This is a genomic window from Mesorhizobium sp. LNJC405B00, from assembly GCF_000502615.1.
GTDB lineage: Bacteria > Pseudomonadota > Alphaproteobacteria > Rhizobiales > Rhizobiaceae > Mesorhizobium.
This window is the reverse complement of the sequence record NZ_AYWC01000012.1, coordinates 82,015-106,472: the sequence shown is the minus strand read 5'-3', so window position 1 is coordinate 106,472 and position 24,458 is coordinate 82,015. Positions and strand designations below refer to the sequence as shown.

Annotated in this window: 27 protein-coding genes and 1 pseudogene; 17 read left to right on the top strand and 11 right to left on the bottom strand. The window is 63.3% G+C overall.

The features are described 5' to 3' along the window. The first annotated feature begins 34 nt into the window (after positions 1-34). The 3 genes from X756_RS143945 to X756_RS143955 all read left to right on the top strand — a co-directional run bounded on the left by X756_RS143945 (position 35) and on the right by X756_RS143955 (position 2,715). Positions 35-625, top strand: coding sequence for a hypothetical protein (locus X756_RS143945; protein ID WP_023730886.1), 591 nt, complete (start codon positions 35-37; stop codon positions 623-625). A 107-nt stretch (positions 626-732) separates the two neighbouring features. Then, complete coding sequence (locus X756_RS143950; protein ID WP_023730885.1) at positions 733-1,980, top strand: cytochrome P450; 1,248 nt, start codon at positions 733-735, stop codon at positions 1,978-1,980. 18 nt (positions 1,981-1,998) lie between these two features. After that, on the top strand, positions 1,999-2,715 hold the full coding sequence (locus X756_RS143955; protein ID WP_023730884.1) for a transporter substrate-binding domain-containing protein: 717 nt from the start codon (positions 1,999-2,001) through the stop codon (positions 2,713-2,715). Between the two features lie 20 nt (positions 2,716-2,735). Here the strand turns inward: X756_RS143955 and X756_RS143960 are convergent, their stop codons facing one another. From X756_RS143960 to X756_RS143985, 6 genes are all read right to left on the bottom strand, one after another. Continuing rightward, positions 2,736-3,083 carry a cupin domain-containing protein gene (locus tag X756_RS143960; RefSeq protein ID WP_023730883.1) on the bottom strand — a complete coding sequence of 116 codons (348 nt, stop codon included), beginning with the start codon at positions 3,081-3,083 and terminating at the stop codon, positions 2,736-2,738. Positions 3,084-3,222: 139 nt separating this feature from the next. Then, positions 3,223-4,503, bottom strand: coding sequence for an O-acetylhomoserine aminocarboxypropyltransferase (locus X756_RS143965; RefSeq protein ID WP_023711524.1), 1,281 nt, complete (start codon positions 4,501-4,503; stop codon positions 3,223-3,225). A gap of 167 nt (positions 4,504-4,670) precedes the next feature. Beyond that, entirely contained in the window at positions 4,671-5,192 is a 522-nt protein-coding gene (locus tag X756_RS143970) for a CoA-binding protein (RefSeq protein ID WP_023711525.1), read from the bottom strand. Then, the gene (locus X756_RS143975) at positions 5,189-5,971 is read right to left on the bottom strand and encodes an AAA family ATPase (protein ID WP_023730882.1); all 783 of its coding nucleotides are present in this window, start codon (positions 5,969-5,971) and stop codon (positions 5,189-5,191) included. The genes X756_RS143970 and X756_RS143975 overlap by 4 nt, the downstream gene beginning before the upstream one ends. Before the next feature lie 8 nt (positions 5,972-5,979). Continuing rightward, the gene (locus X756_RS143980) at positions 5,980-6,402 is read right to left on the bottom strand and encodes a VOC family protein (RefSeq protein ID WP_023689472.1); all 423 of its coding nucleotides are present in this window, start codon (positions 6,400-6,402) and stop codon (positions 5,980-5,982) included. Positions 6,403-6,413: 11 nt separating this feature from the next. Beyond that, positions 6,414-7,235 carry an enoyl-CoA hydratase gene (locus X756_RS143985; RefSeq protein WP_023689473.1) on the bottom strand — a complete coding sequence of 274 codons (822 nt, stop codon included), beginning with the start codon at positions 7,233-7,235 and terminating at the stop codon, positions 6,414-6,416. A gap of 145 nt (positions 7,236-7,380) precedes the next feature. Here X756_RS143985 and X756_RS143990 point away from each other — a divergent pair, with 145 nt between their 5' ends. The 3 genes from X756_RS143990 (at position 7,381) to rpsI (ending at position 9,009) form a co-directional block, all read left to right on the top strand. Next, complete coding sequence (locus X756_RS143990) at positions 7,381-7,845, top strand: PaaI family thioesterase (protein ID WP_023689474.1); 465 nt, start codon at positions 7,381-7,383, stop codon at positions 7,843-7,845. A gap of 215 nt (positions 7,846-8,060) precedes the next feature. Beyond that, positions 8,061-8,525 carry a 50S ribosomal protein L13 gene (gene rplM, locus X756_RS143995; protein WP_023669409.1) on the top strand — a complete coding sequence of 155 codons (465 nt, stop codon included), beginning with the start codon at positions 8,061-8,063 and terminating at the stop codon, positions 8,523-8,525. Position 8,526: 1 nt separating this feature from the next. Then, positions 8,527-9,009 carry a 30S ribosomal protein S9 gene (gene rpsI / locus X756_RS144000; protein ID WP_023669408.1) on the top strand — a complete coding sequence of 161 codons (483 nt, stop codon included), beginning with the start codon at positions 8,527-8,529 and terminating at the stop codon, positions 9,007-9,009. Positions 9,010-9,132: 123 nt separating this feature from the next. Here rpsI and X756_RS144005 read toward each other — a convergent pair whose 3' ends face one another. After that, positions 9,133-10,032: a LysR family transcriptional regulator gene (locus X756_RS144005; RefSeq protein ID WP_023730881.1), complete on the bottom strand. Its 900-nt coding sequence runs from the start codon at positions 10,030-10,032 to the stop codon at positions 9,133-9,135. A gap of 91 nt (positions 10,033-10,123) precedes the next feature. On the opposite strand from X756_RS144005, the gene X756_RS144010 reads away from it, so the two are divergent. Beyond that, the gene (locus tag X756_RS144010; protein ID WP_023730880.1) at positions 10,124-10,996 is read left to right on the top strand and encodes an aldo/keto reductase family oxidoreductase; all 873 of its coding nucleotides are present in this window, start codon (positions 10,124-10,126) and stop codon (positions 10,994-10,996) included. Between the two features lie 199 nt (positions 10,997-11,195). Here X756_RS144010 and X756_RS1000000170055 read toward each other — a convergent pair. Continuing rightward, a pseudogene (locus X756_RS1000000170055) lies at positions 11,196-11,398 on the bottom strand (glycerophosphodiester phosphodiesterase); the annotation flags it as partial. A gap of 141 nt (positions 11,399-11,539) precedes the next feature. Between X756_RS1000000170055 and speB the strand changes: the two are divergent. The 3 genes from speB to X756_RS144025 all read left to right on the top strand — a co-directional run bounded on the left by speB (position 11,540) and on the right by X756_RS144025 (position 14,398). Further along, positions 11,540-12,541 carry an agmatinase gene (gene speB / locus X756_RS144015; RefSeq protein ID WP_023669405.1) on the top strand — a complete coding sequence of 334 codons (1,002 nt, stop codon included), beginning with the start codon at positions 11,540-11,542 and terminating at the stop codon, positions 12,539-12,541. A gap of 29 nt (positions 12,542-12,570) precedes the next feature. Next, positions 12,571-13,497 carry an N-acetyl-gamma-glutamyl-phosphate reductase gene (gene argC / locus X756_RS144020; protein ID WP_023730879.1) on the top strand — a complete coding sequence of 309 codons (927 nt, stop codon included), beginning with the start codon at positions 12,571-12,573 and terminating at the stop codon, positions 13,495-13,497. 61 nt (positions 13,498-13,558) lie between these two features. Beyond that, the gene (locus X756_RS144025; protein WP_023730878.1) at positions 13,559-14,398 is read left to right on the top strand and encodes an aminoglycoside phosphotransferase family protein; all 840 of its coding nucleotides are present in this window, start codon (positions 13,559-13,561) and stop codon (positions 14,396-14,398) included. Positions 14,399-14,451: 53 nt separating this feature from the next. Here X756_RS144025 and X756_RS144030 read toward each other — a convergent pair whose 3' ends face one another. Further along, on the bottom strand, positions 14,452-15,576 hold the full coding sequence (locus X756_RS144030; RefSeq protein ID WP_023730877.1) for a COX15/CtaA family protein: 1,125 nt from the start codon (positions 15,574-15,576) through the stop codon (positions 14,452-14,454). 150 nt (positions 15,577-15,726) lie between these two features. On the opposite strand from X756_RS144030, the gene X756_RS144035 reads away from it, so the two are divergent. Beyond that, positions 15,727-15,942: a DUF2842 domain-containing protein gene (locus X756_RS144035; protein WP_023669401.1), complete on the top strand. Its 216-nt coding sequence runs from the start codon at positions 15,727-15,729 to the stop codon at positions 15,940-15,942. Positions 15,943-15,957: 15 nt separating this feature from the next. Here the strand turns inward: X756_RS144035 and X756_RS144040 are convergent, their stop codons facing one another. Beyond that, complete coding sequence (locus X756_RS144040; RefSeq protein WP_023730876.1) at positions 15,958-17,016, bottom strand: polysaccharide deacetylase family protein; 1,059 nt, start codon at positions 17,014-17,016, stop codon at positions 15,958-15,960. 91 nt (positions 17,017-17,107) lie between these two features. Between X756_RS144040 and X756_RS144045 the strand changes: the two genes are divergently transcribed. Then, the gene (locus X756_RS144045) at positions 17,108-18,337 is read left to right on the top strand and encodes a GNAT family N-acetyltransferase (protein WP_023730875.1); all 1,230 of its coding nucleotides are present in this window, start codon (positions 17,108-17,110) and stop codon (positions 18,335-18,337) included. Between the two features lie 3 nt (positions 18,338-18,340). Here X756_RS144045 and X756_RS144050 read toward each other — a convergent pair whose 3' ends face one another. Next, positions 18,341-19,051 carry a GntR family transcriptional regulator gene (locus X756_RS144050; protein ID WP_023730874.1) on the bottom strand — a complete coding sequence of 237 codons (711 nt, stop codon included), beginning with the start codon at positions 19,049-19,051 and terminating at the stop codon, positions 18,341-18,343. Positions 19,052-19,315: 264 nt separating this feature from the next. On the opposite strand from X756_RS144050, the gene X756_RS144055 reads away from it, so the two are divergent. The 5 genes from X756_RS144055 (at position 19,316) to X756_RS144075 (ending at position 24,458) form a co-directional block, all read left to right on the top strand. After that, positions 19,316-20,416, top strand: a complete 1,101-nt coding sequence (locus tag X756_RS144055) for an ABC transporter ATP-binding protein (protein ID WP_023689478.1) — start codon at positions 19,316-19,318, stop codon at positions 20,414-20,416. A 34-nt stretch (positions 20,417-20,450) separates the two neighbouring features. Continuing rightward, a complete protein-coding gene (locus X756_RS144060) occupies positions 20,451-21,740 on the top strand; it encodes a PotD/PotF family extracellular solute-binding protein (RefSeq protein WP_023730873.1) in 1,290 nt (429 codons plus the stop codon). A gap of 237 nt (positions 21,741-21,977) precedes the next feature. Beyond that, a complete protein-coding gene (locus X756_RS144065; RefSeq protein WP_023700525.1) occupies positions 21,978-22,889 on the top strand; it encodes an ABC transporter permease in 912 nt (303 codons plus the stop codon). Between the two features lies 1 nt (position 22,890). Continuing rightward, positions 22,891-23,709, top strand: a complete 819-nt coding sequence (locus tag X756_RS144070; RefSeq protein WP_023730872.1) for an ABC transporter permease — start codon at positions 22,891-22,893, stop codon at positions 23,707-23,709. A gap of 2 nt (positions 23,710-23,711) precedes the next feature. After that, the gene (locus X756_RS144075) at positions 23,712-24,458 is read left to right on the top strand and encodes an aspartate/glutamate racemase family protein (RefSeq protein ID WP_023730871.1); all 747 of its coding nucleotides are present in this window, start codon (positions 23,712-23,714) and stop codon (positions 24,456-24,458) included.

Below are 24,458 nucleotides of genomic sequence, written 5' to 3'. Positions count from 1 at the left end.
CCTCACCTTCTCGCGTTCAAACAGGGGGAGTGCCATGATCAGGAAAACTGTTTGCCTCGCCATTTCCGGCCTTGCCGGTCTCGGCATGGTGTCCGATGCGGTTGCCGACGGCCGGGCCGCCGAATGCTATGAGCCGGTGCACAGGCCGGCGCTCTATGACACCGTCTATGAAGACGTCATGGTCAGTCCCGGCGGGCAGTTGGTCGACTATGATCCGCCGATCTATGGCACCATGGAGCGCGTCGAGCAGATCGCGCCGCCCCGAGTCACCTATGACATCGTACCGGCGAGAACCCGCACCGTTTACCGCACGGTCCAGGTCGACGATGGCGGCTATGCCTGGGAATGGCGCGTCATCCACGGCCGCAAGGTGCTGTGCAAGGTGTGGCGCAAGGCCCGCTACGCGCGTGTGGCCGAAACGGTGGTGGTTGAACCGGAGCGCACCCGCCGGGTTGTGCTGCCGGCCGAATATGAGAGCGTCGCCCATGAAGTGCTGGTGCGGCCCGAGCGGCGGCACGTCACCCAGATAGCGCCGTCATACCAGAGGATGGCGCGCCGGGTGGTGGTGCAGGAAGGCTCGACCAGCTGGCGCCGCGTGCATATTGCCAGGCATTGCGAGGATTAGACTTCGGTACTTCGCCGAGGTCCGCCTCGGTTGGCTCAATCCATAGGGCCGTCGGGTGCCAACATCCGGTCTGGCACCAAGCCGGCAAGCCGCGGTAATGGTCTGGCATGACCACATCCATGCCGCCCTACCTCGCCTTTGATCCAGCCACGCGCCGCCTGCGGCTCGATCCGCACGAACCGGCGTTTTTCCAGAACCCCTACGACGCCTATGCCGTCCTGCATGGCGCATCGAATGCCTTCTTCTGGGAGGAATTCGGCTTCTGGTGCTTTGGCGGCTTCGACGACGTCAACCGGCTGTTGCGCGACCGCCGCTTCGGCCGCCAGAACCCGGCCGGCATTCCCGACAGCCGCGGCATCGGCGAGGATCGCTCGCATTTGGCCGCTTTCGACGGCATCGAGAGCAATTCGATGCTGGAGCTGGAGCCGCCGGTGCACACCAGGCTCAGAACCCTGGTCAACCGCGCCTTCGTCTCGCGCCAGGTCGAGCGGCTGCGGCCGCGCGTGGAGGCGCTGGCCAATGAGCTGATCGACCGTTTCGAGCCGCGCCAGGTCGATCTATTGCCCAGCTTCGCCGCACCTTTGCCGATCACCATCATTGCCGAAATGCTCGGTGTGCCGGTCGAAATGGGGCCGCAACTGCTCGACTGGTCGCACCGGATGGTGGCCATGTACATGCATGGCCGGACGCGCGAGACCGAGGAAGCGGCCAATCGCGCCGCGCGCGATTTTTCCGACTTTTTGCGCGGCTATGTCACCGAGCGGCGCAAGAAGCCTGGCGACGACCTGCTGTCGCTGCTGATCGCGGCGCAGGAGGATGGCCAGAAGCTGTCGGAAGACGAGTTGGTCTCGTCCGCCATCCTGTTGCTCAATGCAGGCCACGAGGCGACCGTCCATCAAACCGGCAACGCCGTGCGCACGTTGCTGGCGCAAGGCGGCGACCCCGGCCGTTTCTTCACCTCGCCGGAAGCAACCGCTGCAACGGTCGAGGAGTGCCTGCGCTTCGACGCGCCGCTGCACATGTTCACCCGCTACGCCTATCAGGAGGTCGAGGTGACATCGGGGGTTGTCGTACAACCGGGCGAGACGGTCGGCCTGCTGCTCGGCATGGCCAATCATGATCCGCTTGCCTTTGCCGAACCTGGCGCCTTCCGGCCCGGCCGACTAGACCAGAAGAATGTCTCGTTCGGCGCCGGTATCCATTTCTGCATCGGTGCGCCGCTGGCGCGGCTGGAGTTGCAGGTGTCGCTGAAAACCCTGTTCGAGCGGCAGCCGCAACTCCATCTTGCGGAGGAGCCGCGCTTCCGCGACACCTATCATTTCCATGGGCTGGAAAAGCTCATTGTGAGCTTGTGAGGACGGCGGAGCCGACGCATGCCCAAGAAAATGAGATTCGCCTTTCTACAGGAACCACCCTTCTGCTTTATCGACGGATCGGGACGTCTGGGCGGCAGCGATGCCTGCCTGGCCAAGAGGGTCTGCCTGACGCTCGGGCTGGAACTTTTGCCCATCGAGACCGAGTTTGCCGAGCTGCTGCCTGGGCTTGCCGAAGATCGGTGGGACATAACCACCGGCCTGTTCATTTCCGACGACCGCCGGAAGCTGGTCGACTTCACAAGGCCGATCTGGATGCTGGCGGATGGATTGCTGGTCGCGAAAGACAATCCCCGCGCCTTTGATGGCTATCGGTCCATCGCCAATGATCGGACGGCGCTGATCGGCGTCATATCGGGCCAGATCCAGCACCGGACGGCCCTGCAAAACGCTATTCAGCCCGAACGGCTAAGGATATTTGCCACCCAGGCCGAAGCAGCTAACGCCGTCGCGGCCGGCGTGGTGCATGCCTATGCGAGTGTAGCGCTCGCGCATGGCGGCTATCTGAGCCGGCGACCCGACGCGCCTCTCGACGTCGTCGACGTCCCGGCAGTCGAAAAACAGCCAGCGCCCGGCGCTTTCGCTCTCGCCAAAGGCAGTGCCACCCTGCTCCAGCGCGTCGACTTATGTGTCAGTGATTTGCTTGGCAGTCCCTGGCACAGGGAGATGATGAGCGGATACGGCTTTTCCGACACTGACATCGATCGGCTTTTGTGAAGTCCAAGCGCGCCGCGTGATCAGAGCTTGATCACATACTCCTTGCGGGTCGTTTCAAGCACTTCCCAGCTGCCCCTGAAGCCTGGCCTGAGCACGAAACTGTCGCCGGCGCGCACCGTGCGGGCCTCGCCGCCGTCCTCGGCAACCACCGAGACGCCGGAAAGGATGTGGCAGAACTCCCATTCGTCATATTCGATGCGCCATTTGCCCGGCGTCGCTTCCCAGATGCCGGCATAGAGGCGGCCATCGCGCTCCTCGACATTCCAGGTGCGGAACTTCGGATCGCCCGCAATCAGACGATCCGGCGCCGGGGCGTCATGTTCGGCGTCGACGCTGTCGGTCGATATTGTCAGGTAATGCGCGGACAGGGTTTGCCTCCAACAGGTTAGTGAGTAGTGAGTAGTGAGTAGTGAGTGGAAAGCGCTCCCTCGAGCGGGTGGCTAATCACTAATCACTGCTACTAACAAATACCGGCTACTACTCACTACTCACTACTCACTCAAAAAATCAAACCTTGGCCAAAGCCTGTTCCAGATCGGCGACGATGTCGTTGACATCCTCGATGCCAACCGACAGCCGGACCGTGTCCGGTCCCGCACCCGCCTTGACCTTCTGCTCGTCGGAAAGCTGGCGATGCGTGGTCGATGCCGGATGGATGACCAGCGACTTGGTGTCGCCGACATTGGCGAGGTGCGAGAACAGTTCGAGCGCCTCGACGAACTTGATGCCGGCCTCGTAGCCGCCCTTCAGGCCGAAGGTGAAGACAGCACCGGCGCCTTGCGGCGAGTATTTCTTCTGCAGCGCGTTGTTCTTGTCGCTGGGCAGGCCGGGATAGTTGACCCAGGCGACCTTGGGGTGGTTGGACAGCCAGCCGGCTACGGTGATCGCATTGTCGCAATGGCGCTGCATCCTGAGCGGCAAGGTCTCCAGCCCGGTCAGGATCAGGAAGGCATTGAACGGCGAAATTGCCGGGCCGATGTCGCGCAGGCCGAGCACGCGCGCGGCGATGGCGAAAGCGAAATTGCCGAAGGTTTCGTGCAGGACAAGCCCGCCATATTCGGGGCGCGGCTCCGACAGCATCGGATATTTGCCGGATTTCGACCAGTCGAACGTGCCGCCATCGACGATGGCGCCGCCGATCGAATTGCCGTGGCCGCCGATGAACTTGGTCAGCGAATGGACGACGATGTCGGCGCCATGCTCGATCGGCCGCACCAGATAGGGCGAGGCCAGCGTGTTGTCGACGATGAGCGGCAAGCCGTGCTTGCGGGCGATGTCGCCGATCTTCTCGATGTCGACGAAGGTGCCGCCGGGATTGGCCAGGCTCTCGATGAAGATCGCCTTGGTCTTGCCATCGATCTGGCTTTCGAAAGTGGAGATGTCGTTGGTGTCGGCCCAACGCACCTCCCAGCCGAAATTCTTGAAGGCATGGCCGAACTGATTGATCGAACCACCGTAAAGCCTTGTGGCGGCGACGAAATTATCGCCAGGCCGCATGAGATTGTGGAACACGATCACCTGTGCGGCATGGCCGGAAGCAACGGCAAGTGCAGCCGTGCCGCCTTCGAGCGCCGCGATCCGCTCTTCCAGCACCGCCTGGGTCGGGTTCATGATGCGGGTGTAGATGTTGCCGAAGGCCTTCAGCCCGAACAGCGAGGCGGCATGGTCGGCATCGTCGAACACAAAGGAGGTCGTCTGGTAGATCGGCGTGGCGCGTGCGCCCGTCGCCGGGTCGGGCTTGGCGCCGGCATGGACGGCGAGCGTGTTGAAACCGGGCGTGCGGGTCATCGAAAACCTCCGTGAGCGGTAAACGTGCGAATGATGAAATGGTCAATGGTGAGCGATGAATGGTGGTCGCAAAGTCGGCCAGTCCCACCTTGATTGCAAGCCGCTCATATGCGGCTTTACCCGGCTTCCAGGAAAATCCTTCTATTCACCATTCACCATTCACTGCCTTACTTCTGGCGCACACCGAAACTCTGGAATCCCGACCGCATCAGCGGCTTCTTCGACGAAAGCACACCGGAGTTGACGCCGGTCCAGCCGATCTCGCCCGACAGCTTGCCATATTCGATCTTCGGGCAGCGGTTCATCACCACCTTGATACCGGCCGCCTCGGCGCGCGCGGCCGCCTCGTCGTCGCGCACGCCAAGCTGCATCCAGATCACCTTCGGCAAGGGGTCGAGCTTCAGCACCTCATCGACAATGCCGGGCACCGATGCAGAGGCGCGAAAGATGTCGACCATGTCGACCGGCTCCGGCAGATCGGCAAGGCTGGCATAGGTCATGCGGCCGAGGATTTCCTTGCCGGCCTGCCCAGGATTGATCGGAAACACCGAAAAGCCCTTGGCCAACAGATATTTCAGCACGAAAAAGCTCGGCCTGACATCGTTGGCCGACGCGCCGACCATGGCGATGGTCTTCACAGAATTGAGGATGCCGCCGATATAGGCATTGTCGTAGCTATCGTGATTCACTCGTCGGTCTCCCTCAGTGCTTCCTCCATAAAGGACTGCGGGTCCGTGCAGAAGTCGCGCATCATGCGAAAATGATCGGTATCGGTGAAATCGGTCGGATCGAGGCCGAAACGGCTGATTCGGAAGAGCCGCGCGCCGGGACAAGCCATCAGCAGCGGCGAATGCGTCGCCATGATCACTTGCGCCGTGCCTGACTGGTCCATGCGCCGCAGCATCTTCAACAATTCGATCTGCCGCGACGGCGACAGCGCGCTTTCGGGCTCGTCGAGGATGTAGATGCCTTGCCGGCGGCAGCGCTCCTCGAAAAAGCGAATGAACCCTTCGCCATGCGACCACGATAGAAAGTCCAGCGGCGGCGGTCCGAACGGGTCTTCGAGTGCCGCCTGGTCGAGATAGCGCGCGACCGAGTAAAAAGATTCGGCACGAAAGAACCAGCCGGCGGTGACTTTTGGCAACCAGTGGCCGCGGAATGTATTCGCCAGTGCCGCACCGCTCTTGTCGATGGCGATGGAATGATCGACCGGACGATAGCCCTTGCCGCCGCCGACCTCGTCGTAACCGGCCAGCGCGCCGATGGCTTCCAGCAGTGTCGATTTGCCGGTGCCGTTTTCACCGACAATGATGGTGATCGGCGTGGTGAATTCGAGCTCGAATTCACGGCCGCGAAACAGCGGCAGGTTCCATGGATATTTTTCCCAATCTTCCACGCGCTCGGGGTCAATCAGGATGCGTTTGAGATAAGGCGCCTTAAGCCGGGTCAGTTGCTTGCGATAGCCCATGCGGACGCTCAGTCCGGCAGCGAGATGGTGCCGTCATCCGCGATCGGGAAGGCCGGATTGTGTGCGACTTCCCAGACATGGCCGTCGGCATCGGCGAAATATCCATACCAGCCGCCCCAGAAGGCGCGGCCTGCCGGCTTGACGATCCTGCCGCCGGCCTTCTCGGCGGCCGCCAGCACGTCGTCGACTTCGGCATCGGAGCGGGTGTTGTAGGCGAGGTAGACCGCCGACGGTGCTGCGGCGAAGGCAATGCCTGAATCCTCCTCGGCGCTTGGCCTCGGGAACAGGCCGAGAATGGCGCCGCCCATCTGGAAGAAGGCGACGCCATCGGTGATGCCGGCGTGGCGCTTCAAGCCCATGCCTTCGTAAAAGCGCACGGCGCGCTCGAGATCGTCGGTGGCGATGGTGATGATGGAGATGCGCGGTTCCATGGATCGAAAACCTATTCGTCCGTCCATTCCGGTTTGCGCTTGCCGATGAAGGCGCCGATGCCTTCCTCGGCGTCGCGGGCCAGCATGTTCTCGACCATGACGCGGCCGGTATAGGCATACGCGTCCGCCAACCCCATCTCGGCCTGCGCGTAAAAGGCTTCCTTGCCGGTCTTGACCACCAGAGATGATTTGGAGGCAATGGTTTGCGCGTATTTGGTGACGATCTGATTCAGGTATTCGCGCGGCACAACGCGGTTGACCAGGCCGAATTCCTTGGCGGTTGCGGCATCGATGGTCTCGCCGGTGAGCAGCATTTCCATGGCGTGCTTGTGAGACACGTTGCGGGACAGCGCCACCATCGGCGTCGAACAAAACAGGCCGATATTGACGCCCGGCGTGCAGAAGGTCGCTTCATGCGAGGCAATGGCGAGGTCGCAACTGCAAACCAGTTGCAGCCCCGCAGCGGTGGCTAGGCCATCGACTTCGGCGATGATCGGGAGCGGATGGCGCACGATCTGCTGCATCAACGCCGCGCAAGCCGAAAATGTCTGCTCGAAAAACCCCTTGCCCTTGTCGGCGTCGGCGCGGCGCGCGGTCATTTCCTTGAGATCGTGACCGGCGCAGAAGACTTTCCCGGCGGCCGCCAAGACGATGACGCGGACCGATTTGTTGGCCTTGGCACGGTCGAGCTCGGCGCTCAATGCCGCCATGACGGAAAGCGACAAGGCATTGGCGGGCGGATTGGCGAGCGTCAGGCGCAGCACGCCCTTGTCCAGCCCGGCGATGACCGGCCCGTCAATGGCAACAGGTTTGATCGAAAGGATTTCGGCCATGACAAGGGTCTCCGCGATTCCGCCGGGCGCCGCCAGACTATCTAATATCGGATCGAGTTTCATCAACACCCATCGCTTGCGCCAAGGTGTTGCCAGAAGCGCATCATTGCGTTCATACAGGCCCGGCATAGAACGAGAGACCGACATGCCCGCCCAGGATAATCTCAAGCCGGTGCTGACGGCGGCTGAAGTCAATGCGCTGATGGCCAGCGTCTACCCGCAGCTCAACGACGAGTTCACGTCGTATGAGGCGCTCGACGTTTTCCCTGGCGGCTGCACTGTGCGGCTCAACGCCAACGAACGGCATTTGCGTCCCGGCGGCACGGTATCGGGTCCGTCGCTGTTCACGCTGGCCGACATTGGCGGCTATGTCTGCGTGCTCAGCCATGCCGGGCCGGATGCGCTTTCGGTTACCGTCAACCTCAACATCAATTTCGTCCGCAAGGCCGAGGCCGGCCCGATCGACGGCCATTGCCGCATCCTAAAGCTGGGCAAGAGCCTGATGGTGTTCGATATCGACATCGTCGGCGGACCGAGGGAACACACAGTAGCGCATGCGACCGGCACCTATTCGATCCCGCCGAAGCGCGCCGCCGATGTGGTAAAATAATACCTTTTGGTCAAACCTTTGTTTTTATTACACTTTGCGAGCAGACGTGCGTTTCCTGCGCCTTGACGTGCCCACTCCCCTCGCCTATAAGCCGTCACGAAGCAGCGGCCCGCAAAGGCCGCCGTTTTGTTATTGGCGGCGGGCAAGTGCCTTGCCGCCAATCCAAGCAACAAGAAACGCCTTCTTCGGAAGGTCAAAATCGAAAGCAGAAATCCATGGCAACCTTTTCGCAGAAGCCTGCGGATGTGGTGAAGAAGTGGGTGCTGATCGACGCCGAGGGTCTCGTCGTCGGCCGTCTCGCCACTGTCATCGCCAATCATCTTCGCGGCAAGCACAAGCCCACCTTCACCCCGCATGTCGACGACGGCGATAACGTCATCGTCATCAATGCCGACAAGGTGGTGTTCACCGGCAAGAAGTTCACCGACAAGGTCTATTACTGGCACACCGGTCACCCCGGCGGCATCAAGGAGCGCACCGCGCGCCAGCTGCTCGAGGGCCGTTTCCCCGAGCGTGTCGTCGAGAAGGCCGTCGAACGCATGATCCCGCGCGGGCCGCTCGGCCGTCGCCAGATGAAGAACCTCCGCGTCTATGCAGGCACGGAACATCCGCATGTCGCCCAGCAGCCCGTCACCCTCGACGTCGGCGCGCTGAACGCCAAGAACAAGAAGGTTGCATAAGATGGCTGAGCTTTCCTCGCTCGCAGAATTGGGCGCCGCCACCGGCAACACCAACACCCAGCCGGCAGCACCCGTCCATGTCCAGAAGCTCGACAAGTCGGGCCGCGCCTATGCCACCGGCAAGCGCAAGAACGCCATCGCCCGCGTCTGGGTGAAGCCGGGTTCGGGCAAGATCGTCGTCAACGACAAGGAATTCGCGACCTATTTCGCGCGTCCGGTCCTGCAGATGATCCTCAACCAGCCGATCATCGCTTCCAACCGCGCCGGCCAGTACGACATCGTCGCCACCGTCATCGGCGGCGGCCTCTCCGGCCAAGCCGGTGCCGTTCGTCACGGCATTTCCAAGGCGCTGACCTACTACGAGCCGGCACTGCGCGCCGTGCTCAAGAAGGGCGGCTTCCTGACCCGCGACAGCCGCGTCGTCGAGCGCAAGAAGTACGGCAAGGCGAAGGCCCGTCGTTCCTTCCAGTTCTCGAAGCGCTAAGCGCTGCGACGTTCCAGACATCGAAAGGCCGCCTCCGGGCGGCCTTTTCTTTTGGGTCTCGGCAGTCACCCCACTCGGCGCGAAGCGCCGGGTGGGGTGATGGCGCCGGCCTCGGTTCAAGTCTCAGAACTTGCCGGCCTTGATGTAATCGATAAACGCCCGTAGCGGCGCTGGAACCAGACGCCGTCCGGGATAGTACAGAAATGGTCCGGGAAAACTCTGCCACCACGGTTCGAGCACGGGGTCCAGGGCGCCGCTTTCGAAGTGAGGGCGAAGCCAGCCCTCGAAGAGAGCGACGATGCCGCTGCCGGCAATGGCCGCATGGACGGCAAGATCGCTCGCCCCGCCGATCCGCACGATCAACGGCCCCGTCGTGTCGACCCGCACCACCTCGCCGTCGCGCTCGAATTCCCACGGCAGCATCGCACCGCTGGCAAAACGACCGCGCAGACAAGCATGGCCAAGCAGGTCGCTCGGGTGCTGCGGCCGCCCATGGCGCTCGAGATAGGCGGGGCTGGCGCCAGTGGCGAAGCGCTGGACGCGCGGTCCGATCGGCACCGCGATCATGTCCTGCTCCAGTCGCTCGTCATAGCGGATGCCGGCGTCGCAGCCGGCCGCCAACACGTCGACGAAGTTCTCATCGGCGATGACCTCCAGCCGAATGCCGGGATAGGCGGCGAGGAAGCCCGGAACGATGTCGGGCAATATCAGCCGCGCGGCGCTGACCGGGACGTTGAGGCGCAGCGAACCGGCCGGCCTGTCGCGAAAGCCATTGACCACGTCGAGGGCCGCCTCCACCTCCGACAGCGCCGGGCCAAGCCTTCCCAAGAGGCTGAGGCCTGCGTCGGTTGGAACAACGCTGCGTGTGGTGCGGTTGAACAGCCTGACGCCGAGCTGCGTCTCCAGGCGGCGCACCGCTTCGCTCAGGCCCGACGCGCTGCCGCCGCCGGCGCGAGCCCCTTCGCGAAAACCGCCGGCACGCGCCACCGTCACGAAAGCATTCAGATCGCGAAGATCCATCATTGTTCGCCATTCCGCACAAGCTGTACGGATTGTACCTTATTATCCCAAGGTTGAGCAGCGTCTATCTTCGCCTCCTCAAAGGAGATCGACCATGTCCACCATCCAAAAATCCGGCACATTCACCCTCGGCAGCCACACCGTGAAACGGCTCGGCTACGGCGCCATGCAACTTGCCGGCCCGCACGTTTTCGGTCCGCCGAAAGATCGGGACGCGGCCATTGCTGTGCTGCGCGAAGCGGTGGCGTCCGGGGTCAACCACATCGACACCAGCGACTATTATGGCCCGCATGTCACCAACCAGCTGATCCGCGAAGCGCTGGCGCCCTATCCGCATGACCTCGTCATCGTCACCAAGATCGGGGCGCGGCGCGGCAGCGACGGCTCCTGGCTGCCTGCCTATTCCGCCAAGGAACTAGAGCAGGCCGTGCACGACAATCTCAGGAATCTCGGCCTTGAGGTGCTGGATGTCGTCAATCTGCGCATCATGTTCGGGGTGATGGGTCCCGCCGAGGGCTCGATCGAGACGCAGTTGACGGCGCTTGCCGAACTGCAGCGGAAGGGCCTGGTGCGCCATATCGGCCTGAGCAACGTCACCCCTGCGCAGGTCGAGGAAGGCCGTGGGATCGCCGAGATCGTCTGCGTGCAGAACCAGTACAATCTGGCGCATCGCGATGACGACGCGTTGATCGATGAACTGGCGCGCGCCGGCATCGCCTACACGCCGTTCTTCCCGCTCGGCGGCTTCAGCCCGCTGCAGTCGTCGACCTTGTCGGATGTGGCCACGCGGCTCGGCGCCACACCCTTGCAGGTTGCGCTCGCCTGGCTGCTGCGCCGCTCGCCGAACATCCTGCTGATCCCGGGGACGTCGTCGGTCGGGCATTTGAGAGAGAACCTGGCGGCGGCGGAACTGGAGCTGTCGGCTGATGTGCTGAGGGAATTGAATGGGGTGGCGAAAGCGGCGTGAAGATTTTGCGGGCGGCGCTGTCACCCCACCCGCGCCTTCGGCGCTACCTCCCCATCGAGGGGAGGTAGGAGGTCGCGGCAGCCTTGCATGCCTCGCAATCGCTACGACTGTCGGATCTAAAGCGCCAACGCCCTACCTCCCCTCGATGGGGAGGTCGGCGCGCAGCGCCGGGTGGGGTGATGGCGCCGACGTACGATTTCTAATTGATACTCGCCGTATTCGCGGCTCGGCCGGCTTCCCTCATCCACATAAGGCGCCCGAAACCCATCGGCCCCCAGCCAGCCAATCGCAGCCTTCGGTTCTTCGGTCTGGATGATGGTGGCGCCGCGTTCGGCCCAGAAACCGTGTCTCGGCCGGCATGCCGGCCCGCACCGCCAGTTCATCGCCGCGGCCGCCGGAGAGGAGTCGCCGGGCCTTGCGCCTTGGCGATGCAAATCCTGTGTCGCCCCTCTAGAACGCTATGGCGTTTCGCCAAGCTGTGACTGGCATCTTGCGTGCCGGTTCTGTAGTTGTGGCAGCCCGATGAACAAAGAAGGACCCGTAATGGCGAACCAGACCATCGACAACGCCTTCACCGCCCGCTCCAAGACGGGGCCTTCCTTCGAGCCGACCTATGCCGGCGCGCTGTCGTTCATGCGGCGCAAATACACCAAGGATGCAAAGGGCGCGGACGCCGTCGTGTGGGGCATTCCGTTCGATGCCGCCGTCACCAACCGGCCGGGCGCGCGCTTCGGGCCGCAGGCGATCCGCCGCGCCTCGGCGATCCTCGACAACGACCCGCAATATCCGTTCTCGCGCGACCTGTTCGAGCATCTCGCCGTCATCGACTATGGCGATTGCCTGCTCGATTCGGGCAATCACCAGAAGACACCAGGCACGATCGAGCGCGAGGCGGCGAAGATCCTGAAATCGGGTGCCTTCCTGTTGTCGCTCGGCGGGGATCATTTCGTCACCTGGCCGCTGCTCAAGGCACATGCCGCCATCCACGGGCCGCTGGCGCTGGTGCAGTTCGATGCGCACCAGGACACCTGGCCCGACGATGGCAAGCGCATCGACCATGGTTCGTTCGTCGGCCGCGCCGTCAATGAAGGCATCATCGACCCCGACCGCTCGATCCAGATCGGCATCCGCACGCATGCCCCCGATACGTTCGGCATCAAGATCCTTTACGGTCACGAGATCGAGGAGATGCGGGCTTCCGACATCGCCTATGCGATCGTCGACCGCACCGGCGGCAGGAAGACCTATCTCACCTTCGACATCGACTGCCTCGACCCGGCCTTTGCGCCCGGCACCGGCACGCCGGTTGCCGGCGGACCGTCCTCGGCGAAAATCCTGTCGACGCTGCGCCAGCTCGGCCAGGTCGATATTGTCGGCGCCGACGTCGTCGAGGTTGCGCCGGCCTATGATCACGCCGATATAACGGCGATCGCCGGCTCGATGGTGGCCATGCACTATCTCGGCCTGGTGGCCGAGCGAAAAGCGCGGGCGGAAGAGCTGAACAGCGGCAACCATGGCGCGGCAAACCATGGCCAGGGCATATAGGCCAGAATTAGCAGGGAATTGACGGGCACATGAAACCGAAAATCTTCATCGATGGCGAACACGGCACCACCGGCCTGCAGATCCGGGCGCTGCTGGCCGAGCGCGGCGACCTCGAGATCATCTCGATCCCGGCCGAGCGCCGCAAGGAAACGGCGGCGCGCGCCGAGTTCCTCAATGCCGCCGATGTCGCCATCCTGTGCCTGCCGGATGCGGCTGCCAAGGAAAGCGTGTCGCTGATTGCCAACGACACCACCAAGGTGATCGACGCCTCCACGGCGCATCGCGTCGCCGAGGGCTGGGAATACGGTTTTGCCGAGCTGGACAAGGATCAGGCCAGGATCATCGCCAATGCGAAACGCGTCGCCAATCCCGGCTGCTGGCCGCAAGGGCCGATCGCGACGCTGCGGCCGCTGGTCGCTGCCGGTCTGCTGCCGACGGATTTCCCGATCACGGTCAATGGCATTTCGGGCTATTCGGGCGGCGGCCGGCCGATGATCGAGGACTATGTCGCCAAGGGCGAGGATGCCTCTGAATTCCAGGTCTATGGGCTGACCCTGCAGCACAAGCATGTGCCGGAGCTGCGCACCTATGCGAAGCTGTCGCACGATCCGATCATGCAGCCGGCGGTCGGCAATTTCGCCCAAGGCATGATCACAGTGGTGCCGCTGCAGCTCGGCGGGCTCGACCATGTGCCGGCCGGCGCCGAACTGCACGCGGCAATCGCCGACCATTTTGCCGAGATCAAGGGCGGCGTGGTCGAGGTAGCTCCTTACGAGCACGTGGAGCGCCTGCCCGAGATCAATCCCGAGGTCTATAACGGCACCAACCGCATGAAGGTCTATGTCTTTGCCAATGACGACAGGGCGCAGGCGCTGCTGATTGCGGTCTATGACAATCTCGGAAAGGGCGCCTCGGGTGCTGCCGTTCAGAACATGGATCTGATGCTCGGCCTTTAATTCAGTTGCAGAGAGCATGTTGCCCGAAAACCGCTTAACACTTTTCGGCATCACGCTCTGAATGGACGCGCCTGCATTTCCAAAGCGCTGGAAGATCAGCGCGCCCGAGCTCATTGCCGAGACGTTTTCGAGCCGCATCTGGAAGGTGCGGCGTGAGGACGGCTCGCCGGCCATCGTCAAGGCGCTCAAATCATTCGACGATGTCGACGACGAGTTGCGCGGCGAGCACTATCTCGCATGGCGGCGCGGCGAAGGCGCGGTGCGGCTGCTTGGCCGGGACGGCCACCGCATGCTGCTGGAATATGCCGGCGACACCCTGCTTTCCGAAGTTCTGGCCAAAGAAGGCGACAACGCCGCGACCGCAATCGCGGCCGAGTTGATGGGGAGACTGTTCTCGCCCTCAAGACACCCTGCCCCGCCGGACCTGCAGCCGCTGCGGACACGGTTTGCCAGCCTGTTCAAAAAGGCCGGAGCCGATCGCGACGCCGGAGAGCACAGCCTCTATGTCGAGGCCGCCGAAATCGCGGACCGGCTGCTCGATGCCCCGCATGCGGTCAAGCCGCTGCATGGCGATCTGCATCACGACAACATTTTTCACGGTGCGCGCGGCTGGCTGGCGATCGACCCGAAGGGCGTGCTCGGCGATCCCGGCTTCGACGCCGCCAATCTGTTCTACAACCCACTGGGGCGCGACGACCTCTGCCTCGATCCCGAGCGCATCGCGCATATGGCCGAGATCTTCGCCAGGACACTCGGCCAGACGCCGGCTGCCATTCTCGACCATGCCATCGCCTATGGCTGCCTGTCGGCCGCATGGCATCATGAGGACGAGAATGCGGTCGACGAGAACCGCGAGCTGTCGGTTGCGGGAGTGATCCGAAAGGTGCGGCTCAGCTTCTGACCGGCGCAGCCTCGCGCGTTAGACGTAGCGAGGCAGTTCGTTCGCGAAATAGATTATTGCGACGGCCAAGACACCGTAGACGATGTACCTGCGTTCATGGGCGGCCGCGTTGGCAGTGGATAGGCGCCCTTGTTGCCGCGCCAGTGGGCGGCGGCAAATCCCAGCAGGACAAGCGCGAAGGCCTGATGGGTCAGCGCCATGTGCAGCGGCACCTGCATCAGCAGCGTGCCGATGCCGATCGAGGCCTGCACCAGCACCAGCAGAAACAGCAGCGTTGCGCGGCGTGCGTGTGTCGTGCCCGGCAGCCGCCGGCGCGTCGCTATCATATGCCAGAGCGCGATGGCAAAGACCGTATAGGCGCCGAGCCGGTGGACGAACTGCACCGTCTTCGGGTTCTCGAAGAAATTGCGCCAGGCCGGCTCGAGCAGAAGCAAATCTGACGGGATCACCTTGCCGTCCATCAGCGGCCAGGTGTTGTAGCTCAGGCCGGCGTCGAGCCCTGCGACCAGGCCGCCGAGATAGATCTGGACCAGCACCAGCAGCACGATGAAGCCGGCCAGCCTTTGTGTCGGCCGGTCGGCGGCAGGCTCCGAATGCGGCGCCAGCCCGCGCGCGACCACCATGGTGGCAGTGAAGATCAGGGCGGCAAGCGTCAAATGCGTCGCCAGCCGGTACTGGCTGACGGAGACGCGGTCGACCAGGCCGGAGGCCACCATCCACCAGCCGATGGCGCCTTGCAGGCCACCAAGCAGCAGAATACCGACCAGCTTTGGCCCAAGGCCGCGCTCGATGCGGCGCGTCGCCCACAAGACCAGCAACGGCAGGCCGAAGACCAGGCCGACACTGCGCGCCAGGATGCGGTGCGCCCATTCCCACCAGAAGATCGATTTGAAGGCGTCCAGGCTCATGCCCTTGTTGAGCTCGGCATATTGCGGAATCTTTTGATAAAGCTGGAATTCCTCCTGCCACTCCGCGTCATTGAGCGGCGGTATCACACCGTGGATCGGCTTCCACTGCGTGATCGACAGGCCGGAATTGGTGAGCCTGGTGGCGCCGCCGACCAGCACCAGCGCAAACAGCACCAGAAGCACGACATACAGCCAGCCGCGCACCAGCGCCCGATTTTTCAAGTCGCGATCGCGGTCAATGTAAGGCGCGGCGGCTGATATGGCGGCCATGGTTGGTCCCGGCAGGTTGACGTGGCGGATTGGTGAACCATCGCAACCCGGCTGACAAGACCGGACGGCGCGGCACGCCGTCGCGCCGCATCTCCCGGGTTGCACAGGCGCGCGGTTGGGCCTAAGCGGAGGCGATCAACGAGAACGCTCATGCCCATCCGCCTGAAAAAGCTGATCGGAACTTTCCTGCTGGTGGCGCTGGTCATCATCTATGCGCTGGTCGCGTCGATCATAGCGGTCGCGCAGCTGTCGCAATCCAGCCCGCTGGTGCACTTCCTGTTCTTCCTGTTCAGCGGCCTGTTCTGGGTGCTGCCTGCGATGGGCATCATCAAATGGCTGATCCTGGAGCCGCCGCCGAAAGGCTGAAGAGCCCGCCCCAGGTTAGATGGTGACCACCATTTTGCCGGCATTGGCCAGCGGCGTCGTTAAGCCCGACAACATGGTGCGGATATGGGCGACGCTCTGGTAGCGGCCGTTGATCGAAATGCGCGGCAGCGCGTGCAGGAAGCCGGCGTGCTCGGCGTGCAGCACGCCGTGGCGAGTGGTCACCGCCGAGGCGTAGCCGGCGTCGCGGGCAAAGCCCACTTCGCGGCAGCCGACAGCGCTGGCGTAACCATAGGGGTAAGCGAGATGACGGGGGTCTTCGCCGAGCTGCGCCTGCAGTTGGCGCCTGACGTCGACGATCTCATGGCGCGCATCGCCTTCGTCGAGCCGCTTCAGATTGCGGTGGTTGACCGTATGCGCGCCGATCGTCACCAGCCTGTGCCCGGCCACGGCGCGGATGTCGTCCCAGGTCATCAGCGTGCTTGGGCGCAAGCCATCGAGGTCGATGCCGTTCGAGTGCGCCAGATCGCGCAGCACGGCGCGCTGATCCTCCTCGCGCACCTCGAGCGTCAGATAGGCATGCAGACGCGCATTGGCGTGGAGTTTCTTGCCGTGGGTCGAGCAGTCTATGGTCACCGGCCCCTTCGGCGTCGCCAGCGTCAAACGCTCCCGCGCGTTGACGATATCCTCGACCACGTCCCACCATAAATCGGCGCTGCCGTCGATCAGACCCGGCGCGACATAGATGGTGATCGGCGCGTCGTGCTTTTCGAGCACTGGCAGCGCTTCGGTCATGTTGTCGCGATAGGCGTCGTCGGCGGTGATGGTGGCGAACTGGCCGTCCTTGCCGCCGGCCTTGATGCGCTCGATCGCCTCGTCGAGGGTGACGAAGGCATAGCCCCTCGCCTTCATGTCGGCGACGAGAGCGTCGAGGAATCGCGGGGCGATGTTGAGGTGGCGGTTGACGCCGTCCGGCTTCTCCGGCGTGGCGGTGACCCGATGCAACATGAGGATGGCGCCAATGCCGCCGACAAACGGCTTGGCCAGCGGTGCAAGGCCGGTAAAGCGGGCGATATTAAGCGCCAGTTTCCGAACTGCCTCACCACCGTCGATCATTCATTCACCTTTTGCGCCTAGGCTCGATCCAAGCACGGAACGCGCCGACGCGAACTCCTGATCGCGACGAATACGCCTTAAGGATTGAGGTATGGTTGACGCCACCGCGTCATTTGACGGCAATCGGCTCGCCGCAAGCAAGGCGTCTGCGCGCACGCCGGCTGTCGACCAGACCAGTCTGTCGGCGTCGATCGCAGATGCTGCCGCGCTCGCCTCTTACGGCGAATTCTGCCGTTCGGCGCTGTTTGCGCCGGCGCAAAGCGCGGCCTGGGTTCGTGCCTGGACGGCGCAGGCCAATCCCGATGCCGTCATTGCCACGCTGACAATCGAGGACAGGCCGGTCTTTGCACTGGCACTGGAAATCACGCGAACTGGTCCATTCCGCGTCGCCCGCTTCATGGGCGGGCGCCATGCCAACGGCAATTTCGCCGCCGCCGATCCGGCATGGCTGGCAAAGGCCGATGCCGGGGGGATCCGCAGGCTGGTGACGGCGATCGGCAAGGCGCGTCCCGATATCGATCTCGTTGCCTTGGAAAGGCTTCTGCCCGACCTCGATGGCGTTGCCAATCCGCTGGTGGCGTTCTCCAACTTTCCGAGCCCAAACCTGTCGCTCGCCGTCAATCTCGACGGTGGTTTCGATGCGCTGCTGTCGCGTGTGGGCGGCAAGCGCAAGCGCAAGAAGCACCGTTCGCAGACACGCAAATTCGAGGCGGTCGGCGTTCATCGCCGCATCGAGGCGCAGACACCCGAAGACGTGAACCGGCTGCTCGACGCTTTCTTCGAGATGAAGGAGTTCCGTTTCGCCAAGATGGGCATCGCCAATGTCTTCGGCGAGCCGGAGGTGCGGGCTTTCTTCCGTGCCCTCTTCGCCGGCGCGCTGGCCGAGGAGAAACCGGCCTTTGTGCTGCATGGGCTCGAAGTGGCCGGCAAGCTGCGCGCAATCACCGGCTCGAGCCGCTCGGGCAAACGCCTGATCTGCGAATTCGGCGCCATCGCCGAGGACGATCTCGGCCACACCAGCCCCGGCGATTTCCTTTTCTTCGACATCATCGAGGAAGCCTGCCAAACAGGCTTCGATGTCTATGATTTCTCGGTCGGCGACGAGCCCTACAAGCGGCTCTGGTGCGATATCGAGACCCAGCATTTCGAGGTGCTGGCGCCCCTGACGCTGAAGGGACGCGCCCTGGCGTCGGCGCTGCGGCAGGGCGCACGGGCGAAAGCCTTCATCAAGAACAACCCGACGGTCTGGAAGCTGACCAAGATGCTGCGCCGCAAGGCCGCCGGACAGGCAGCGCCCGCTCCCACGGACGACGAAAACTAGCGTTCAGAAATTCAGCGCTTCGCGGAGCGCCGGGCCGGCCCTGACCCGCAGGTCGAGATCCGCCTCGATGTGGTCGATATGGTGCAGCATCAGCCGGCTCACCAACCCGCAATCGCCGCTCTCCAGCGCGCCGACCATTTCCGTGTGCTCACTGTGCCCGCAGGCCGACACGCCGGATCGTCCGTAAAGGGCGATCACCAGAGACGAACGCGCCACCAGCTCCTCCATGAAGCGCTGCAGGATGGCATTGCCGGCGACGGAGGCGAGCAGCAGATGGAAATCGCCCGACGCCTTGATTTCGGAGCGCCGGGCGGTTGGGCCGCGCTCGGCGATGAAGCGGCCTTCCTCGTCGAGCTGCGCGCGGAACGCAGCGATATCGGTGGCTGTGACCCGCCCGCAGGCGGCAATGGCGATGCCCGGCTCGATCAGCCGGCGCGATGCGAACACCTGGCGCGCTTCCTCGGGCGAAGGGTTGGCGACGAAGGCGCCACGGTTGCGCTCGGTACGCACCAGCCCCTCGAAGGACAGCATCTGCAGCGCCGCGCGCGCGACCGTGCGCGAGACGTCGAACAGCGTGCCGACCTCGCCTTCCGACAGCTTGGTGCCGGGCGTCAGCCGACGGTCAACGATGGCGTCCCGCAGATTGTCGCGAATCGCCTGGGCGCGATCCTGGTTGGCGCTGTCGTCGGAATGGATCTGATCGGCAATGTTCATGGCGATGATGGTTCCCAGCCTCTTCTAGCGCAACTCGTCGCCTGCACACGAGAGGCAAAGTGGACACGAAGCCAAAAAAGATTGCATACGATTCTTGTGCAGATCGCGCACAATCGCCCATAATTTGTGCAATGCACAAGATAGCCTACCGGCTAGGCAGTGGGCAAGAACCCCGATTTTTCTGTCGATTCAAACGCTTGGGCCGATTGCCGCCGATTGGCACGCATAATGCTTTGGGTAATGCGACCAAACGGGGAAGCCTGAATGTCCAAAGCCGCCGAGATCGACATCGTCTCCGTTTCGAAAGTGTACGGAACGACGACTGCCGTCGAGGCCATCAGCCTGAAGATACCGGCAGGCACCTATTGCTGCCTGCTTGGCCCCTCCGGCTGCGGCAAGACCTCGACGCTGCGCATGATCGCCGGCCACGAAAGCATTTCGTCGGGCGATGTCCGCCTCGGCAACATCGTCGTCACCGACTTGCCGCCGGCAAAGCGTGGCACGGCGATGATGTTCCAGTCCTATGCGCTGTTTCCGCATCTCGACCTTGTCGACAATGTCGCCTTCAGCCTGAAGATGAAGGGCGTCGACAAGGAGCAGCGCCGTGCCAAGGCGCTCGACATGCTCAAGCTGATGCAGATGGAGGCCTATGCGACGCGCCGGCCGGCGCAGCTTTCCGGCGGCCAGCAGCAGCGTGTTGCACTCGCCCGCGCTCTGATCACCGATCCCGAGGCGCTGCTGCTCGACGAGCCGCTGTCGGCACTCGACCCGTTCCTGAAGATACGCATGCGCGCCGAGCTGAAGAAATTGCAGACCTCGCTTGGCATCACTTTCGTCCACGTCACCCACAGCCAGGAAGAGGCCATGGCCTTGGCGGACCTGATCGTGGTGATGAATGACGGCCGCATCGAACAGGCGGCGCCGCCGCGAGATGTGTTCGAAAGGCCGGCCACCGCCTTCGTCGCGCGCTTCATGGGTGACCACAATGTCATCTCCGGCCGGGTTACCGGCGCGCGCGACGGCATGGTCGTCTTCGACGTCAATGGTGGCGCCTCGCTCGCCGCCCGCGGGCAAGGCCGGGAGGCGGGCCAGGAGGTGGGCACGCCGATCGACATCGCCATCCGCACCGACCATGTGCGCATCGGCGAAGCACCCTCTCCCGGCCTCGGCTTCACCGGCATCGTCTCCAACATCGAATATCGCGGCGCCACGGTGAAGCTGTCGGTCACCGGCGGCGGCATCGACGATTTCACCGTTATCATCGACGATTCCGACTTCTTCGCCAAACCCGTCGCCCTTGGCGACGCCGTACCGCTCGCCTGGGATTCCGAGGACGCCATCGTCCTCGGCCGCCTTCATTCATGAATTCAACGAAGCAAAACAAAACAGGGGAATAGGAATGACAAAAACAGCAGAAACAAAGACCGGAATTTCGCGCCGTTCGTTGCTCAAGACAGGTGCGGCCGCCGTCGGCCTCGCCGCAGGCTCGGGCGCCATTACAGGCTTCCCGACCATCTGGGCGCAGTCCAACATCACGCTGCGCCAGTTCGGCACCGGCGTGTCGAACCTGAACGCGATCGCCGACAAGTGCAAGGCCGACCTCGGCATCACGCTGGAAATGACGGCGACCGATTCGGACGCGGCCGCCCAGCGCGCCGTGACCCAGCCCGACAGCTATGACATCGCCGACATCGAATACTGGATCTGCAAGAAGGTGTTCCCGAGCGGCGTGCTGCAGCCGATGGATGTCAGTAAGCTGAAATACTACGACGAGCTGGTGCCGTTGTTCAAAACCGGCAAGCTGACGCCCGACAGCATCATTGCCCAGGGCACCGCGCCGCACACGGTCGGCTATGTCGAAGCGCAGGACTCAAAGACCTTCGCCAAGGCGCCGACCAAGTGGTTCACCATGGTGCCGACGATCTACAACGCCGATACGCTAGGCATCCGGCCCGACCTCGTCGGCCGCGACATCACCACCTGGGCCGACATCATGGACCCGGCCTTCAAGGGCAAGACCGCGATCCTCAACATCCCGTCCATCGGCATCATGGATGCGGCCATGATCATGGAGGCCACAGGCAGCATCGAATATGCTGACAAGGGCAACATGACCAAGGAAGAGATCGACAAGACGATCGACTTCCTCATCAAGGCCAAGCAGGCCGGCCAGTTCCGCGCCTTCTGGAAGTCGTTCGACGAGAGCGTCAACCTGATGGCATCGGGCGAGGTGGTCATCCAGTCGATGTGGTCGCCGGCCGTCGCCGCCGTCCGCTCCAAGGGCATCGCCTGCCGCTTCCAGCCGCTCAAGGAAGGCTATCGTTCATGGGGCGGCGGCCTTGGACTTGCCGCCCATCTGAAAGGCGCCGAGCTCGACGCGGCCTACGAATACATCAACTGGTATACGTCGGGCTGGGTCGGCGGCTATCTCAACCGCCAGGGCTACTATTCCGCCAATATGGTCTCGGCCAAGAAGTTCATGTCCGAGGACGAATGGGGCTACTGGATCGAAGGCAAGCCGGCCAAGGGCGAGATCAAGGCGCCGGACGGCACCGTCATGGAAAAGGCCGGCGCCGTGCGCGACGGCGGCTCGTTCGAAGAGCGTATGGGCAAAGTCGCCTGCTGGAACTCGGTCATGGACGAGGACCGCTACATGGTGAAGCGCTGGAACGAGTTCATCGCGGCGTAGAGCGGACGCGTTCACTGTGATGTTGCGATCCTTCGCGCCCCCCTCTGTCCTGCCGGACATCTCCCCCACTTGGGGGGAGATTGGCAGCGTCATGGCCGGCTCTTCGTTAGCAACGTTGGAGTTTGGCGAAGGCCGTTATGAGAGTTCGATCTCCCCCCTCGTGGGGGAGATGTCCGGCAGGACAGAGGGGGGCGCGAAGGATCGCAAGTCATCGCGATCACACGGAGGATTTTCCCAATGACAGTCGCGCTCGAAAGCCCCGCCATCGCAGCAGCCAAGCCCGCCAGACACCGCCGCTTCTCCATCAGTGCCGTCACGCCCTACCTCCAATCGGCGCCGCTGGCGCTCATCCTCGGTGCGTTCCTGCTCTTGCCAATCATCATGATCGTCGTCGTCTCCTTCTGGGATTATGACTTCGCCGCCATGTATCCGGATTTCCTGACGACGAACTATTCCGACGTGCTGGGATCATGGGTCACCTGGAAGACCTATCTCAACACCATCAAATTCGCTGCCATCGTCTGGGCTCTGACCTTGTTCATCGGCTTCTGGGTCGCCTATTTCCTCGCCTTCCATATCCGCACCACCGCCATGCAGATGGTGCTGTTCCTTGTCTGCACGGTGCCGTTCCTGACCTCCAACATCATCCGCATGATCTCGTGGATCCCGGTGCTTGGCCGTAACGGGTTGATCAACTCGACGCTGGTGCAATTGGGGCTGGTGCCAAAACCCATCGAATGGCTGCTCTATTCGGAATTCGCCGTGGTGCTGGCCATGGTGCATCTCTACACGCTGTTCATGGTAACGCCGATCTTCAACACGTTGATGCGCATCGACCGCTCGCTGGTCGAGGCCGCGCGCGATGCCGGCGCGTCCGGCTGGCAGGTCTTGTGGAACGTCGTCATCCCGCTGGCCAAGCCCGGCATGGCAATCGGCACCATCTTCGTCGTCACGCTGGTGATGGCCGATTTCTCCACTGTGCAGGTGATGTCGGGCGGCCAGAGCGCGTCGGTCGCACTGATGATGAAGAACCAGATGTCGCTGCTGCAGTATCCCGCAGCCGCCGCCAATGCCGTAGTGTTGCTGGTGTTGGTACTGTTGATGGTCGCGGGCATCCTGCGCATCGTCGACATCCGCAAGGAGCTTTGAGGTGAGCCACGAAAAACGCACCTTCGAGTTCTATGTGCTTGCGGCCTTCTTCACTCTGTTCGTGCTGTTCCTCTATGGCCCGCTATCGGCGATCCTGATCCTTTCTTTCCAAGGCGAGACCGGCGGCCTCACCTTCCCGCTCAATGGCGTGTCGCTGCACTGGTTCGCCAATCTGTTCGAGCGCCAGGCGGTCGGCGATTTCGGCGGCAGCTTCAAGCGCTCGCTCGTGCTCGGCCTCATGGTGATGATCGTCACCGTCGTCGTGTCGCTGCTGGCAGGGCTCGCTTTCCGGCAAAAATTTCGTGGCGCCACCGCTTTGTTCTACCTGGCGGTCGCCAGCCTCGTCGTACCCTCGATCATCATTTCGCTCGGCATCGGCGTCGTGTTCCAGCAGGTCGGCTTCCGCCCGGCCTGGTACACATCGGCCTTCGGCGCGCACCTGACCTGGACCTTGCCCTTCGGCGTGCTCATCATGTTCGCCGTCTTCAACCGCTTCTCGCCCGCCTATGAGGAAGCAGCGCGTGACCTGGGCGCCAACTCCTGGCAGACCTTCGCCCATGTCGTGCTGCCGATGATCGCGCCGAGCCTGATCGGCGTCGGCCTGTTCGGCTTCACGCTGTCCTATGACGAGTTCGCCCGCACGCTGATGACGTCGGGCACCTTCAACACGCTGCCGCTCGAGATCTACGGCATGACCACCAATGTCACGACGCCGGTGCTCTATGCGCTGGGCACGGTGACCACCGTGTTCTCCTTCCTGGTGATCCTGGCCACACTGGGCGCCATCCTCTATGTCGGCCGCAAGCGGGCCAGGGTTTGATCGTGCAGATACTGGTGGTGAACCCCAACACGACGGCGAGCATGACCGAGACGATCGCGGCGGCGGCGCGCGCCGTTGCCGGCGCCGGGACCGAGGTGATCGCGGTCACCTCCTCGATGGGTCCTGCCTCGATCGAGGGCTATTATGACGAGGCATTGGCCGTGCCCGGCCTTTTGATGGAGATCGCCGCCGGCGAACGTGCCGGGGCTAAGGCCGCCATCATCGCCTGCTTCGACGATACCGGCCTGGATGCGGCACGCGCCATGGCCTCCATTCCGGTCATCGGCATCTGCGAGGCCGCACTCAGTGTCGCCTCCTACATTGCCCAGCGCTTCACAGTGGTGACGACCACCGAACGCTCGCGTGTCCCTGTCGAGGGGCTGGTGCACCGCTACGGCATGGCCGGGCGTGCCCGCGTGCGCGCCGCCGACATTCCCGTACTCTCGCTTGAAGACGCTGCTTCCGGCGCTGTCGAGAAACTGCGCGCCGAGATCGCCCGCGCCATAGCGGAAGACCGCGCCGAGGCCATCGTGCTCGGCTGCGCCGGCATGGCCGACCTGGCACACCGGTTGCAGCAAGAGTTCGACCTGCCCGTCATCGACGGCGTCGGCGCCGCCCTCAAACAGGCCGAGGCGCTGATCGCATTGGGCCTGTCGACCTCGAAGCGCGGCTCCTATGCCAGTCCGCTGGCCAAGCCCTATCGCGGCGTGCTGAAATCCTTCTCGCCGGGGGTGGTCGCCGCGGAGTGA